This window comes from Rubrivirga halophila, from assembly GCF_046845755.1.
Classification (GTDB): Bacteria; Bacteroidota; Rhodothermia; order Rhodothermales; family Rubricoccaceae; genus Rubrivirga.
The window spans coordinates 3,588,397-3,602,445 of sequence record NZ_CP177357.1 but is presented as its reverse complement, the minus strand read 5'-3'; the positions used below and the strand labels follow the sequence as shown (position 1 = coordinate 3,602,445).

Genomic DNA, 14,049 nt, shown 5'->3' with positions numbered 1-14,049 from the left:
CAGGCGGGTTTCCGCCAGCAGGTAGGCTAGCGGTGATGCGACCCCTCACCCTGTCCCTCTCCCAACGGGAGAGGGGACGCCTTTGGCGGGTCAGGCACAAGCGGGCTGGCGCCAGCAGGGTGGCTGGCGCCAGCGGAGGCGGGCGCGAGCGGCGGGCGTGGCTACGTTCGGCGGCCATGGGCTTCCTCAACCCCCTCGTCCTCCTCGGCCTCGCCGCCGCCGCGATCCCGATCGCGGTCCACCTCTTCAACTTCCGCCGGCCGGAGCGCGTCGACTTCTCGACGCTGCGGTTCGTGCGCGAGATCGAGGCGACGGCCATGCGGCGCGTCCGCATCAAGCAGTGGCTCCTGCTCGCGCTGCGGACGCTCGCCGTCCTGGCGCTCGTGCTCGCGTTCGCCCGGCCGACGCGGACCGCCGATGCGGGCGTCTTTTCCGAAGGCGCGGCGCGGAGCCTGGTGCTCGTGCTCGACAACAGCCGCTCGATGACGCTGCGCGACGCCCAGGGCGAGCTGTTGGATCAGGCCAGGGCGCTCGCGAGTGGCGTCGTGGAGGCGACCGGGGGGGGCGACGAGCGGACGCTGTCGCCGACGGCCGCGCCGGGCGGCTACCGGGCCGTCCCGTACGAGACCGCCGGGCCCGTCCTCGACGCCATCGAGGCGCTGCCCGCGCTCGCGGGCGCCGAGCCCCTCGCGGCCGCCGTCGCGCGAGCCGGGAGCCTGCTGGAGGGCGCCCTCCACCCGCGCCGCGAGATCGTCGTCGTGAGCGACCTGCAGGCGGCGACGTTCGGCGACTCGCTGTCGGCCGCGCTGCCCGACGACGTCGACGTGACGTTGCTACCGGTCGGCGCGCGGGCGCAGGTCAACACGGCGGTGACGGACGTGCGGATTATCAGCCGGATCGTGGAGCCGGGGCGGCCCGTGCAGGTCGAGGCAAGCGTCGTCCGCTACGGCGGGCGCGCGGGGACGGTCGGCGCGGCGCTCCTCCTCGATGGCGAGCGCGTGGCCGAGACAGCGGTCGACGTGGTGCCGGGCGAGCCGGCGACGGCGCGGTTCACGGTCACCCCGCCCGCTCGCGGGTGGCTGGGCGGTGAGGTCCGCATCGAGGCCGACGGCGCCGCGTGGGACGATGCCCGCTTCTTCGCGTTGCGCGTCCCGCCGCCGCCGCGCGTGCTCGTGGTCCGGGGCGACGGCCAGCGGGCCGACCTGGTGTCGCTGGCGCTCGGCGTGGCCGCCGAGTCGGGTGGACTGGCGCTGAGCGAGGTCGCCGAGGGCGCGCTCGCGGGCGCCGACCTGGGCGCATACGACGCCGTCGTGCTCGTCGGCCCGTCGCGCGTGTCCGATCCCGGTCGGCTGGCGGCGTTCGTGGGCGAGGGCGGCGGCCTGCTCGCGTTCCCCAGCGACAGTCCGGACGCGCTCGACCCGCTCTTGTCGGCTCTCGGTGGCGGCCGATTCGACGGGACGGTCGGCACCGCCGACGGCGAATCGCTGGGGACCTCGACCGACGTCGATACCGAGCACCCGCTCTTCGCAGGCGTCTTCGACGACGCGCGGCCGCGCCCCGAGCGCATCGAGATCCGCAAGCTGGCGCGCTACCGGGCGGGCGGGGCCGACGAGGCGACGCTGATCGGGACGCAAGCGGGGGCGCCGCTGCTTCAGGAGATCCGGAGAGGGGAGGGGCGCGCGCTCGTCGTGGGCGTGGCGCCGGACCTGGGCTGGAGCGACCTGCCGCAGACCGGCCTGTTCGTGCCCCTCCTGTACCGCTCGGCCGCCTACCTCTCCGCCGGGTCCACGGCCGCCGACACGGGCGAACTGGTGGCCCGGGAGGGCGGGACGGTGCGCGTCGAGGGCGTCGAGGCGGGCGCGGCGCTGGTGCTCGTCGGGCCGGATGGCATTGCGCTCACGCCGAGTCAGCGGACCGTGCCCGGCGCGGTCGTGCTCGACGTCGGCGACGCCGTCGCGCGCGCTGGCCTGTACCGCGTGCTCCAGGGCGAGCGCACGTTGCGCGTCGTCGCCGTCAACGAGGACCCGGCCGAGTCGGACCCGGCGGCGCTCGGCCCGGACGAGGCGGCCCGGCGGCTGTCGGCCGCGACCGGCCGCGAGGTGAAGGTGATCGAGAACGCGGCGGCGTTCACCCGCGAGGACGCGGGGGGCGTGCCGCTGTGGACGTGGCTGCTGGCGGTCGCGCTGGCGTGCCTGGTGGCTGAGACGATCGTGGCGGCGCGCTGGCGGCCCCAGACGGCGTAGCGCCACGGGTCGCATCGGGGCGCCCGTCCGCTCCCAGCTTTCACGGGGCGGGCGAACCGTTTTCGATGGTCGCCGCGTTCACCGGTCTCCACACCAGATCGCCTTTTGACGCCCCTTGCCGCCCGCCGCCGAGAGACCGCCGTGCTCGTCGGCGTGACCACGCCCGACACGACGGCCGCCGAACTCCGCGACGGCCTCGACGAACTCGAGCTCCTGACCGACACCGCCGGCGCCGACACGGCCGCGCGCGTGACTCAGAACCTGCCCCGCGTCCATGGCGCGACGTTTATCGGCAAGGGCAAGGTCGAGCAGCTCCGCAAGACGGTCGAAAAACACTCGGCCGACTTGGTCGTGTTCGACGACGACCTCTCGCCGGTCCAGGTCCGCAACCTGGAGAAGATGATGGAGGCCGAGAAGAACAACGTCAAGCTGGTCGACCGGAGCGGCCTCATCCTGGACATCTTCGCCAGCCGGGCGCGCTCGGCGCAGGCCAAGGCGCAGGTGGAGCTGGCGCAGCTGACGTACCTCCGCAGCCGCCTGACGCGGGCCTGGACGCACCTCGAGCGCCAGAAGGGCGGCATCGGGATGCGCGGGCCGGGCGAGACGCAGATCGAGACGGACCGCCGCCTGATCGGCCGCCGGATCTCGGTCTTGAAAGACCACCTCGACAAGATCGACCGCCAGCGGACGACCCAGCGCAAGGGCCGCGGCGACCAGACGCGCGTGGCGCTCGTCGGCTACACGAACGCCGGCAAGAGCACGCTCATGAACGCGCTCGCCGACAACACCGAGGTGTTCGCCGAGGACCGCCTCTTCGCCACGCTCGACGCCACGACGCGCCAGATCGACCTCGACACCAACAAGGGCATCCTGCTCGCCGACACGGTCGGCTTTATCCGCAAGCTGCCCCACGCGCTCGTCGAGAGCTTCAAGAGCACGCTCGACGAGGTCCGCGAGGCCGACCTGCTGCTCCACGTCGTCGACGTGACGCACCCCAACGCCGAGGACCACATCCGGGTCGTCAACGAGACGCTGGCGGAGCTGGAGGCCCAGGACAAGCCGACGCTGATGGTGTTCAACAAGGTCGATGCGCTCGACGACACCGGGCTCCTCGACCAGCTCGAAGGCACCTACGACAATGCCGTGTTTATCTCGGCCGCGCGCGGGATCGGGCTCGACACGTTGCGCCAGCGGACGCTCGACCTCGTGGAGTCGGACTACGTGACGCGGACGGCGCTGCTGCCGGTCTCGGACCCCAAGGCGCGGTCCCACATCCACGGCGTGGCCGAGGTGATCGACGAGACGTTCGGGTTTGCCGACGACGCCTATGCCTCCGACGCCGCGCTCGTCCCGGTGACGCGCCTGAAGTACCGGGCCTCGACCAAGAACGCGCCCGACCTCGACCGGATGCTGGAGCAGTACGGCAACTTGCGCTGGGCCGGCACCGACAACCCGTCGGGCGGCGGCGCCGTGTCCGGCGAGGGCACCCCGGACCCGACAGACTGACACGCCGGGGCGGGAATCTCCTGAACGGGCCGGGAGACCGGGTGAATGGTCGCGTCGTGTGCACCGTTCGCGAGACGCGGTACGCCGTTTGCCCGTTCAGTTGTCGCCAGGCCACTAGCTTGTCCCCCGGCCGTCCCCCCACTGCCATGACTGTTGCCACCCTCCTGAGCGCCATCGAGCCGCTCCAGACGACGGACTCCGTCGCGGATGCGCTGATGGACCTCGCCGACGCCCACGTCGCGCACCTCCCGGTGCTCGACCCCACGGGTGCGCTCGAATCGATCGCCACCGAGGCGGCCCTGCGCGAGCACCCCGACCCGACCGCCCCGCTGGGCGCGATGATGGCCGCCGAGCCGGTGTCCATCACGCTCGACACGCACGTGTTCGATGCGGCGCACCTGCTCCGCCAGCACGGTCTGAGCGTGCTGCCCGTCCTCAACGAGGAGGGCGCCTACGCCGGCCTCGTGGTCCGCCAGGACGTGTTCGGCCAGCTCGCGCACATGCTGGCGACCGAGGAGCCCGGCGCGATCGTCGTGCTCGACATGGCGCGGACGGACTTCTCGCTCGGCCAGGTCGTGCAGCTCATCGAGCAGAACGGCGTCCGCATCCTGTCGGTCTCGACCGAGGACGACCCCGGCGCCAGCCGCGTCCGGGTCACGCTCAAGCTCAACGTGTCCGACACGGCGCGCGTCCGCCACCTCATGGACCATTACGACTACCGCGTCGTGGCTGTCTTCGACGAGGCTGAGGACGACCTCGAAGCGCGCGCCGCGGCCTTCCTGCGCTACCTCAACGTCTAAACGGTACGCAGTACGGGGTGCCGGGTCCGGGAGCCACCTCATGGGGCGGCTCTCTGAACCCGGACGTGCCGCGTGCCCTGTCCCTCGCACCCGATGAATGCCCTCCCCGCCATCGCCCTGCTGGCGTCCGCACGCGCGGCGCTCGGCGCGGCGATCCAGATCGGCGACCGCCGGGCCGGGCGCGACGCCTCGGCGCAGGAGCCCGAGGACGCCGCCCGCGCCGATCTCGGCGCGCTCGCGGACGGGCTGGCGGAGCAGACCGTTCGCCTGCGGCTCCGCGCCGCCGTCGGCGCGCCGAGCGGCCCGGCCGCGATCGCCCAGGCCTTTGAAGACCGAATCCTGCTCGACGACGTGGGCCGGACGCTCGCGGTCGCCCACCAGAAGCTGCTGAGCCTGTACCCGGCCGTCGACGCCGCGCTCGTGGAGGCGGTCCGCCAGCAGGCGCGCGCGGCCCGAGACCGGGCGCTCGCCGACGACCCGGCGCGCGGGCTCGGCGCGTTCGCCGCGGCCGTCGCCCGCCTCACCGACCGGCTCGCCGGGCTCGCCTAGTGGACCTCGACGCCCTCCGCCAGCTCCAGCCCGCCGTCGCCGTCGCCGTCCTGGCGGCGCTGCTGCTGGCCGAGACGGCGCACCCCTTTTTCGACGCCTTCCGTGAGCGCTCGCGGTCGCGCCACGGGGTCCGGAATCTGGCGCTCGGCGCCGTCAACGGGCTGATCGTCGCCGTCGGGTTTGCCGGGCTGTGGGTGGCCGCCGCCGAGTGGGCGGATGCTCGGTCGTTCGGGTTGCTGAACGCGGTCGAGATCCCGGCCTGGGCGCACCTCGTGGGCGCCGTGCTGCTGCTCGACCTGTGGATGTACACGTGGCACCGCCTGAACCACCGCGTGCCGTTCCTGTGGCGCTTGCACCGCGTCCACCACTCGGACGCGCAGATGGACGTGACGACCGCCAGCCGCTTCCACACGGGCGAGATCGTGCTGTCGTCGGCGCTGCGTATCGGCGTGATCGCCGGGCTGGGCGTGTACGCGTGGGAGCTCGTCGCGTACGAGACGGTGATGTTCGTCGTCGTCCAACTCCACCACGCGAACGTCGGGCTGCCCGAGCGCCTCGACCGTGCGCTCCGGCTCGTGATCCCGACGCCGGCGATGCACAAGATCCACCACAGCCGCTGGCAGCCCGAGACCGACTCCAACTACGGCTCGCTGTTCTCGTGGTGGGACCGCCTGTTCCGGACCTTCCGCCTGCGCCGCGACGTCTCGACGGTCCGGCTCGGCTTGGACGGCTTCGACACGCCCGAGCACGAGTCGCTGCGGGGTCTGGTAGCCATGCCCGCCGCGCCGCTCGACGGGCCCGTGGAGGACGAGCGAAACCGCCCACCGGAGGGGGAATAGCGCCACCCGTGAGGCGTTGGTGGAGGGCCAGGAAATCCGAGCAAATGATGCCGTTCGGCCGTATTTTGGGCCGATTGACGCAGCGACAGATCCGGCCACCCGAGGCCGCCCCCCGACCCCCCGCTTGATGTCCGACACGAACGGAACCGACCGCCCCTACGAGAACGCGGCCACGCCCGACGGCGCCACCCCGACCCCTCCCGCCAACGCCCTGCCGACCCCCGACGCGGGCGGCGACGGCGCACCCTCGCGCGGCGACTACGGCGCGAGCAACATCCAGGTGCTCGAAGGGCTGGAGGCCGTCCGCAAGCGCCCCGCGATGTACATCGGCGACGTCGGCGTGCGCGGGCTGCACCACCTGGTCTACGAGGTCGTCGACAACTCGATCGACGAGGCGCTGGCAGGCTATTGCGATCACATCGAGGTGATCATCCACGACGACAACTCGATCTCGGTCAGCGACGACGGGCGCGGGATCCCGGTCGCGATGCACGAGGGCGAGGGCAAGCCGGCCGTCGAGGTCGTGATGACCGTCTTGCACGCGGGCGGCAAGTTCGACAAGGACACCTACAAGGTGTCGGGCGGCCTGCACGGCGTCGGCGTGAGCTGTGTGAACGCGCTCTCGGACCGGCTCGAGGTGACCGTCCGCCGCGACGGCGGGGTGTTCGCGATGGCGTTCGAGAAGGGCGACACGGTCGAGGAGCTGACGCGGCTGCGCGACATGAAGGACGGCGAGGAGACCGGCACGACGGTCCGCTTCAAGCCCGACACGGGCATCTTCTTCGACCGCGTCTACCGCTTCGACACGCTCGCGGCGCGCATGCGCGAGCTGGCGTACCTCAACAAGGGCATCACGATCACGCTGACCGACGAGCGCGAGGAGGACGAGGCGCTCGGCGTCGAGACGTACCACTCCGAGGGCGGGCTGTCGGAGTTCGTGGAGTACCTCGACGAGACGCGCGAGGGCCTGTTCGAGGGCGGGATCGCGATCGAGGACGAGGACGCCGAGGTGCCCGTCTCGCTCGCGATGCGCTACAACACGGGCTACCAGGAGAACGTCCTCTCGTTCGTCAACAACATCAACACGCACGAGGGCGGCACCCACGTCTCGGGCTTCCGCCGCGCGCTCACGGGCACGCTCAAGGCCTACGCCGACAAAAACGACCTGCTCAAAAAGGCCAAGGTCAACCTCAGCGGCGACGACTTTCGCGAGGGGCTCACGGCCGTCCTCTCGGTCAAGGTGGCCGAGCCGCAGTTCGAGGGCCAGACCAAGACCAAGCTGGGCAACGGCGACGTGCTAGGCGCGGTCGAGAGCCTGGTCCGCCAGAAGCTCGGCGAGTGGCTCGAGGACCACCCGCGTGAGGCCAAGACGATCGTCCAGAAGGTGATCCTGAGCGCCCAGGCGCGGACGGCGGCGCGGCGTGCCCGCGAACTCGTCCAGCGCAAGAGCGCGTTCGGCGGCGGCGGCCTGCCGGGCAAGCTGGCCGACTGCGCCAGCAAGGACCCGAGCGAGTCGGAGCTCTACCTCGTCGAGGGCGACTCGGCCGGCGGCTCGGCCAAGCAGGCCCGCGACCGCCACTTCCAGGCGATCCTGCCCCTTCGTGGCAAGATCCTCAACGTCGAGAAGGCCCGGCTCGACAAGATCCTGGACAACGAGGAGATCAAAAACATGGTCACCGCGCTCGGCGTCCAGATCGCCGCGGGCGCCGACGAGTTCAACGACGACAAGCTCCGCTACCACAAGGTCGTCCTGATGACCGACGCGGATGTCGACGGCGCCCACATTCGGACGCTGCTGCTGACGTTCATCTACCGCTATCTCCGGCCGCTCCTGGAAGCCGGCTACATCTACATCGCGCTCCCGCCGCTGTATCGCGCCAAGAAGGGCAAGAAGGAGGTGTACTGCTGGAACGACGACCAGCTGGCGACGGCCATCGCCGAGATGGGCGGAGCGGCCGGCGTCGGCGTGCAGCGCTACAAGGGGCTCGGTGAGATGAACCCCGAGCAGCTGTGGTCGACGACCATGGACCCCGACTTCCGCATGCTCCAGCTCGTCACCATCGACGACGCCGCGGCCGCCGACAAGACGTTCTCGACACTGATGGGCGACGCCGTCGAGCCGCGCCGCAAGTTTATCGAGCGCAACGCCAAGTACGCGACGATCGATACCTAGAGGGATGCGGGATGGGGAGGGATGAGGGATGCGCACGCGTTGGCCCCATCCCTCCATCCCGTGTCCGTCCATCCCTCACCGCATGCGTCCCGACCTCTCCGTCGTCGTCCCGGTCTACAGCGAGGCCGAGAGCCTGCCCGCGCTGGCGGACGAGATCCGCGCGGCGCTCGACGGTGCCGGGTTGACGTTCGAGGTTTGGCTCGTAGACGACGGCTCGGACGACGAGTCGTGGGCCGTCGTCGAGCGGCTACACGGCGAGGACGCGCGGTTCGCAGGCGTTCGGTTCCGGCGCAACTACGGCAAGAGCGCCGCGCTCGCGGCCGGCTTCCGCCGCGCGACCGGCCGCTGCGTGGCCACGCTCGACGCCGACCTACAGGACGACCCCGCCGAGCTTCCCGTCATGGTCGCCCGCCTAGACGCCGGCGCGGACCTCGTGAGCGGGTGGAAGCAGAAGCGGAACGACCCGTGGGAAAAGCGGCTGCCGTCGAAGTTCTTCAACCGCGTCACGCGCTGGATGTCGGGCATCCCGCTCCACGACTTCAACTCGGGCATCAAGGCGTACCGCCGCGAGGTCGTCGAGAGCGTCCGCGTGTACGGCGAGCTCCACCGCTACATCCCCCTGCTGGCAAAGTGGGAGGGCTACGACCGCATCGAGGAGCAGGTCGTCAACCACCGGCCCCGCCTGCACGGGACGACCAAGTTCGGGTTCGAGCGCTACCTTCGTGGCTTCCTCGACCTCATCACGGTCCTCTTCCTGACCCGGTTCGCGCGCCGCCCGATGACGTTTTTCGGCGGGCTCGGGACGCTCGGCTTCCTGGCGGGTTTCGCCATGCTGGCGTACCTCACGGTCGAGAAGCTGGTCTTTGGGGAGGCTATTGGCGACCGGCCCCTCCTGCTGTTCGGCGTGATGCTGATCCTGCTCGGGGCCCAGTCGTTCCTGGCGGGACTCCTCGGGGAGATGATTGTGCGGCCCGAGATGGAGCGGCCCGACCGCACCGACGTCCGCGCGGAGCTCGCGCCGGCCATCCCTATTCGAGAAGCGGCCGAGGCATAGCGCCGTCGCGAGCTAGGGGCGGACGCGCAGCACCAGGCCGTGCGCGGCCGACGCATCGAACGAGTTCTCGCCGAACGTGTACCGGGCATACGTGTAGCGGAGGTCGTATCGCGTGCCGAGGGCGATGAGCGCGTTGTCGTTGCGGAGTCTCCCCACACCGCGAAGCGCGCCGCCGATGCTGAGTGTGGCGCCGCTCGACTCGCGCGAGACGAAGCTCGCGCCACGCATGGCGCCGAGCGACAGCGTCACGGTCTCCCCGAGCGACAGGCGGCCGGCTTGCCGTGTCAACACCTGATCGCTCTCGTCGCCAGCGCCCAGGAGGACGTTTGCCGCCGACAGGCCGAACAACTCGGCGCCGGGGTCCTCCGCGCCCGTGAGGACTTCCAAGCCGACGACGCGGAAAGCGCGGGGCGTCCCGGCGTTCAGCTCGACGGCGGTGAGGAGCCGGATCCCCGCCGCGGGCGTGCGCTGGACGGTGGCCGACGGCCTGATGCCGAACACGAGGTCGGGGTCGTAGGTCGGAGCCGAGTCGGCCAAGCCCAGGCCGCGCAACGCGTAGCCCGCCGTCAGCTCCACATCGAAGCGGGTGCCGTCAGCACCGGGGGCCGGCTGGAGCCAGCGGCCGAGGGGCAGCGTCACGTCCACGCCGAGATCGGCGGCCGTGGCGCGCGCGCGGTCGTCGTCGCCGATGGTGCCGAGCTGGGCTCCCGAGGTCAGGCGCCGCAGGCTCGCGCCCGCCCGGACGCGGACCGGCCCGTCGACGGCGCCACCGACGCCAAGCGCCAGCGTCCGGTCCAGGCCGGGGTCGAAGACGCCGAGCTCGATGCCCTGCACGTCGGTGAGGACGAACGGGGGCAAGGAGAACGCGCCGGCGGCGAGCCCGACGCCGATCGATGCGGGGCGGCCCGCAAGGGTGCCTCGGATACCACCGGCGACCGCGAATCCGGCCGTCGAGATGTCTTCGAAGCCGAGCCAGCGGGGCGTGAGCTCACCCGAGACCGAGACGCCACCCGCAAAGTCTGCCAGCACGGCCGGGTTGTCGAGCATCCGCAGCGGGTCGGCCGTTGGCCCGAAGGCGCCCGCTTCGGCCACGGCCTGTGCCTCGGCCGAGAGCGGGAGGTAGGGCGTAACATAGGGGGTGTGCACCGTCGACTGCTGGGCCGCGGCGGCAGGCCCGAGCAGGGCGACGAGAGCGAGACAGAGCGTGCGCATGCGTGGCGGGATTGGGAGGCGGGAGCGTACGCAAAGGGAGCCGACAGGCCAGGGCACGACGGTGCGCCTTCGGCGGAGAGTGCCCCACGCCGCGCCGCGCGTCCGGCGGGGTGCCATCTTGCGGCATGGCGCGCATCTCCCTCCTCGGCCCGGCGTGGCCGTATCGCGGCGGCATCGCCCACTTCCAGGCCTCGCTGGCGCGCACGCTCGCGCAGCGCGGGCACGACGTGGCCCAGATCACGTTCTCGCGCCAATACCCCGAGCGCCTCTTTCCGGGCACGACGCAGCTCGACGCCAGCGCCCCCCCCGCCGACCCCCCGGCGCGCCTCATCGACAGCCTGGGCCCGCTGTCGTGGGTGCGCACCGCGCGTGAGGTCGCCGACCATGGCGCCGAGGTGGCCGTGTTCATGCACTGGATGCCGTTCTTCGGCCCGGCGTTCGGCACGATCGCGCGGCGCTTGCGCACGCGAGGGGTGACCGTGCTCGCGGTCGTCCACAACGCGCTCCCGCACGAACGGCGACCGGGTGACCACGTGTTGACGCGCTACGCGCTCGGCGCTTGCGACGGGTTGGTGGTGATGAGCGACCAGGTCCGCGGTGACCTCGACCGGCTCGGCATCGACGCACCCGTCCGGCAGGTCGAGCACCCGGTCTACGACGTGTTCGGCACCGCCACGCCGAAGGCCCAGGCGCGCGCCGCGCTCGCGCTCGCCCCCGACGCGCCGACGTTCTTGTTCTTCGGCTTCATCCGCCGGTACAAGGGCCTGCACGTGCTGCTCGACGCGTGGCCCGCCGTCCGCGCCGCCGTGCCCGACGCGCAGCTCGTCGTCGCCGGCGAGTTCTACGCCGACGAGGACGCCGTGCGCGCCCAGATCGCCGCGCTCGGCGGGGAAGCCGGGGGCGTCCGCCTCGACGCTGCGTACATCCCCGACGACCGCGTGGGCCTGTACGTCAGCGCCGCGGATGCCGTCGTGCAGCCGTACCTCTCGGCGACCCAGAGCGGCGTCGCGCAGGTGGCGTTCCACTTCGAGCGGCCCGTTGTCACGACCGATGTGGGCGGACTGGCGGAGGTCGTGCCCGACGGCGTGGCCGGGCTCGTCGTCCCACCCGACGACGCGCCGGCGCTGGCGGCGGCGCTCGTCCGGTTCGCGGATGAGGGGCTGACGGAGCGTCTGGCGCCGGGCGTGGCCCGGCAGCGCGAGCGGTTCTCGTGGGACCGCGTCGCCGAGGCCGTCGAGGGACTGGCCGGCTAGGCGGCGGGCGACAACTCCCGGCCCGAGAGCCAGCCGCGGGCGTCCCCCTCGTCCACGAACGCCTTGACGTCGAGCCCGCGGACGGCGGTCGAGGCCTCGAAAAACTGGGTGACGAGGAACGCGTCGTCGTAGTGGTCCAGCACGGCGACGCGGTGCGGGTAGCCGTCGGCCGCGTCCGCGAAGGCCCGGGCGATCGCGAAGGCGTCGCGGTACGCGAACGCCGCGATGGTGGCCTCGCGGATGTCGAGCAGCAGCGGCGCGCCGCGGCGGGCGGCCTCGTCGATCCCGACGGTGACGGCGTCCCGGGCTTGCGCGGCCGTCATCGCGCCCGCGATCACGTGGACCATCGGGGCCGAAGGGCGGTCGGGAACGGACATCAGACGGGCGTGGTGGGCCGGAAGCTACCCGGCCTGCCCTCCGCCGTCCGTACCCTGCGCCAGTCTTCCGCACCGTTTTGGATTACGACCCCGTCAAAGACCGCCTCGGCCGCTTCTTCTGGGCCACGCCCACGCGCACCCGGGCCTTCTACCGCGTCCTCGATACCGTCTTCCTGCGCTCGTGGTACGTCCGCCGCGCGCTCCGCCGCCACGTCGAGGCCTGCGGCGACCGCCCGGTCCGCGTGCTCGACGCCGGGACCGGCTTCGGGCAGTACGCCTACTGGCTCGTCCGCTCGTTCCCGAACGTGACCGTCACGGCGCTCGACATCAAGGACGAGTACCTCGCGCGCGCCCGGGCGTTCATGGCGCAGACGCCGTACGCAAGCCGCGTCGCGTTCGAGGCCGCCGACCTCACACAGCCGCTGGCGTATTCCGACGCCTTCGACCTCGCGCTGTCGGTCGACGTGATGGAGCACATCGAAGACGACCGCGCGGTCTTTCGGCACGTGCTCGCGGCCCTCAAGCCGGGGGGCGTGTTCATCGTCAACACGCCCAGCGACCAGGGCGGAAGCGGGGTCACCGAAGAGGGAGAGGAGAGCTTTATCGGCGAGCACGTCCGCGACGGGTATCCGCTCGATGAACTGGTCGAAAAGCTGGAGACGGCGGGGATGGAGGTGACGGAGACCGCCTACGCGTACGGCCGAGCGGGCTCAGCCGGGTGGCGGTTGCTCGTCAAGTGGCCCATCCAGATGCTCTCCGCCAGTCGGTGGCTGACGCCACTCGTGGCCGCCTACTATCTCCCCGCCGGCCCGGTCGGGCTGGCGCTCAACGCCCTCGACGTGCGCGCCGACAACCCGACGGGCACGGGCCTGCTGGTGACCTCCCGGCGACCAGGCTGACGCGTTACCCACAGGCGTAGACGTGCGGCAACTGAGTACCTTCCGCGCTCACACGCACACGCTCATGCCCGCCTTCGCCCGCTTGGCGCTCGTCGCCCTCCTCGTCGCCACCTCCGGCTGCGCCACCATCATCCAGGGCAGCCGCCAGGACGTCTTGGTCGACACCGATCCGTCCGGCGCTCGCGTCACGGTCAACGGCTACGAGGCGGGGGAGACCCCGGTCATCCTGGACCTCAAGCGCGACGAGCACCACCACGTTGAGCTCGCCCTCGAGGGCTACGAGCCCGTGGTGTTCCGCCTCGAGCGCGACCTCGACTTCGTCCCTGCCGTCGTCGGCAACGTGTTCAGCTTCGGCCTGCTGGGCTTCGCCGTCGACTTCGTGAGCGGGGCAGCGTACGAGCTGAGCCCGGACGAGCTGCTCGCGACGCTGCAGGCCGAGGGCGTCACGGTCGCCCCCTCGGACGACCCGAGCCAGATCCGCGTCGTGCTCCTCCCCGCCGAGGCGGTCGAGGCCGCGCTTGCGGCGCGGTAGCCCGCGATCCGCTACGGCCCATCGTCGGCGCGCGTGTAGCGGATGACCCAGTTGTCGGTCCACGTCTCGCCGCCGTCCGTCGAGGCCTGCCAGCGCCAGACGAGCGCGTCGGCGGTCACGTCTTGCCAGACCATCCGGTTGTGCTGAGTCTGGCCCTGGACGTTCTCGAACGGCGGCTGGCGCATCGCCGTCACGCGGCCGCTGTGGTTGGTCTCGCCCTCGAAGGTGAGGTAGCCCGCGCGGTTGTCGACCCACGTCTGGCGCCAGCCGGCCGGCGTGCGCACCGATACGCTCTCGCCGGCGTAGCCGCCCGCGCCCGTGAACCGCTCGCGGACGACGCAGCCGCTGTGTTCGCGGGTGATGACGTTCGTGCCCGAGGCCGTGCCGGTCGGCGTGTCCCATTCCAGATCCCAGGTGCCGACCCAGAAGTCGAGGCCGTCGGCCTCGGGGGCGATGCAGGGGGCGGCGGGCTGGGCGGCGAGTGGCGCGGCCAGGAGCGCCAGCAGAAGGAGAGGGGAGAGGCGCATCGCGACAGGTCGTGGAGGTTCAGGGAGATAGCCCGGGACCCCGCCGGGCGCAAGGCACACGGGCCGGGTCCGGCCCGATTGCCCT

13 protein-coding genes are annotated in these 14,049 nt (G+C 71.8%); 10 read left to right on the top strand and 3 right to left on the bottom strand.

The window, feature by feature from the left end:
* Window positions 1-176: 176 nt before the first annotated feature.
* The 7 genes from ACLIRP_RS15720 (at window position 177) to ACLIRP_RS15690 (ending at window position 9,164) form a co-directional block, all read left to right on the top strand.
* Window positions 177-2,243: a BatA domain-containing protein gene (locus ACLIRP_RS15720; protein ID WP_412061415.1), complete on the top strand. Its 2,067-nt coding sequence runs from the start codon at window positions 177-179 to the stop codon at window positions 2,241-2,243.
* 105 nt (window positions 2,244-2,348) lie between these two features.
* Complete coding sequence (gene hflX, locus ACLIRP_RS15715) at window positions 2,349-3,749, top strand: GTPase HflX (protein WP_412061414.1); 1,401 nt, start codon at window positions 2,349-2,351, stop codon at window positions 3,747-3,749.
* 146 nt (window positions 3,750-3,895) lie between these two features.
* Window positions 3,896-4,549, top strand: coding sequence for a CBS domain-containing protein (locus tag ACLIRP_RS15710; RefSeq protein WP_412061413.1), 654 nt, complete (start codon window positions 3,896-3,898; stop codon window positions 4,547-4,549).
* A gap of 93 nt (window positions 4,550-4,642) precedes the next feature.
* On the top strand, window positions 4,643-5,098 hold the full coding sequence (locus ACLIRP_RS15705) for a hypothetical protein (protein ID WP_412061412.1): 456 nt from the start codon (window positions 4,643-4,645) through the stop codon (window positions 5,096-5,098).
* Window positions 5,098-5,937: a sterol desaturase family protein gene (locus ACLIRP_RS15700; RefSeq protein WP_412061411.1), complete on the top strand. Its 840-nt coding sequence runs from the start codon at window positions 5,098-5,100 to the stop codon at window positions 5,935-5,937. Before ACLIRP_RS15705 ends, ACLIRP_RS15700 begins: the two co-directional genes overlap by 1 nt.
* A gap of 127 nt (window positions 5,938-6,064) precedes the next feature.
* Entirely contained in the window at window positions 6,065-8,110 is a 2,046-nt protein-coding gene (gene gyrB / locus ACLIRP_RS15695; protein WP_412061410.1) for a DNA topoisomerase (ATP-hydrolyzing) subunit B, read from the top strand.
* An 82-nt stretch (window positions 8,111-8,192) separates the two neighbouring features.
* Complete coding sequence (locus tag ACLIRP_RS15690; protein ID WP_412061409.1) at window positions 8,193-9,164, top strand: glycosyltransferase family 2 protein; 972 nt, start codon at window positions 8,193-8,195, stop codon at window positions 9,162-9,164.
* A 12-nt stretch (window positions 9,165-9,176) separates the two neighbouring features.
* Here ACLIRP_RS15690 and ACLIRP_RS15685 read toward each other — a convergent pair whose 3' ends face one another.
* A complete protein-coding gene (locus ACLIRP_RS15685; protein ID WP_412061408.1) occupies window positions 9,177-10,376 on the bottom strand; it encodes a hypothetical protein in 1,200 nt (399 codons plus the stop codon).
* A gap of 125 nt (window positions 10,377-10,501) precedes the next feature.
* Here ACLIRP_RS15685 and ACLIRP_RS15680 point away from each other — a divergent pair, with 125 nt between their 5' ends.
* Window positions 10,502-11,629 (top strand): glycosyltransferase, encoded by a 1,128-nt coding sequence (locus ACLIRP_RS15680; protein WP_412061407.1) that lies wholly within the window; start codon window positions 10,502-10,504, stop codon window positions 11,627-11,629.
* On the opposite strand, the gene ACLIRP_RS15675 is transcribed toward ACLIRP_RS15680, so the two are convergent.
* Complete coding sequence (locus ACLIRP_RS15675; RefSeq protein WP_412061406.1) at window positions 11,626-12,006, bottom strand: hypothetical protein; 381 nt, start codon at window positions 12,004-12,006, stop codon at window positions 11,626-11,628. The two genes, ACLIRP_RS15680 and ACLIRP_RS15675, sit on opposite strands and share 4 nt — an antisense overlap.
* Before the next feature lie 77 nt (window positions 12,007-12,083).
* Here ACLIRP_RS15675 and ACLIRP_RS15670 point away from each other — a divergent pair, with 77 nt between their 5' ends.
* Window positions 12,084-12,905 carry a class I SAM-dependent methyltransferase gene (locus ACLIRP_RS15670; protein WP_412061405.1) on the top strand — a complete coding sequence of 274 codons (822 nt, stop codon included), beginning with the start codon at window positions 12,084-12,086 and terminating at the stop codon, window positions 12,903-12,905.
* A 64-nt stretch (window positions 12,906-12,969) separates the two neighbouring features.
* Window positions 12,970-13,437: a PEGA domain-containing protein gene (locus ACLIRP_RS15665; protein ID WP_412061404.1), complete on the top strand. Its 468-nt coding sequence runs from the start codon at window positions 12,970-12,972 to the stop codon at window positions 13,435-13,437.
* A gap of 11 nt (window positions 13,438-13,448) precedes the next feature.
* Here the strand turns inward: ACLIRP_RS15665 and ACLIRP_RS15660 are convergent, their stop codons facing one another.
* A complete protein-coding gene (locus tag ACLIRP_RS15660) occupies window positions 13,449-13,964 on the bottom strand; it encodes a hypothetical protein (protein ID WP_412061403.1) in 516 nt (171 codons plus the stop codon).
* Between the last annotated feature and the right edge of the window lie 85 nt (window positions 13,965-14,049).

What these genes read in the sequence shown, in the direction of transcription:
- ACLIRP_RS15720 (WP_412061415.1), top strand. Translation starts at nt 177, where the DNA reads ATGGGCTTCCTCAACCCCCTCGTCCTCCTCGGCCTCGCCGCCGCCGCG.
- ACLIRP_RS15710 (WP_412061413.1), top strand. Translation starts at nt 3,896, where the DNA reads ATGACTGTTGCCACCCTCCTGAGCGCCATCGAGCCGCTCCAGACGACG.
- ACLIRP_RS15705 (WP_412061412.1), top strand. Translation starts at nt 4,643, where the DNA reads ATGAATGCCCTCCCCGCCATCGCCCTGCTGGCGTCCGCACGCGCGGCG.
- gyrB (WP_412061410.1), top strand. Translation starts at nt 6,065, where the DNA reads ATGTCCGACACGAACGGAACCGACCGCCCCTACGAGAACGCGGCCACG.
- ACLIRP_RS15690 (WP_412061409.1), top strand. Translation starts at nt 8,193, where the DNA reads ATGCGTCCCGACCTCTCCGTCGTCGTCCCGGTCTACAGCGAGGCCGAG.
- ACLIRP_RS15685 (WP_412061408.1), bottom strand. Translation starts at nt 10,376, where the DNA reads ATGCGCACGCTCTGTCTCGCTCTCGTCGCCCTGCTCGGGCCTGCCGCC.
- ACLIRP_RS15680 (WP_412061407.1), top strand. Translation starts at nt 10,502, where the DNA reads ATGGCGCGCATCTCCCTCCTCGGCCCGGCGTGGCCGTATCGCGGCGGC.
- ACLIRP_RS15675 (WP_412061406.1), bottom strand. Translation starts at nt 12,006, where the DNA reads ATGTCCGTTCCCGACCGCCCTTCGGCCCCGATGGTCCACGTGATCGCG.
- ACLIRP_RS15665 (WP_412061404.1), top strand. Translation starts at nt 12,970, where the DNA reads ATGCCCGCCTTCGCCCGCTTGGCGCTCGTCGCCCTCCTCGTCGCCACC.
- ACLIRP_RS15660 (WP_412061403.1), bottom strand. Translation starts at nt 13,964, where the DNA reads ATGCGCCTCTCCCCTCTCCTTCTGCTGGCGCTCCTGGCCGCGCCACTC.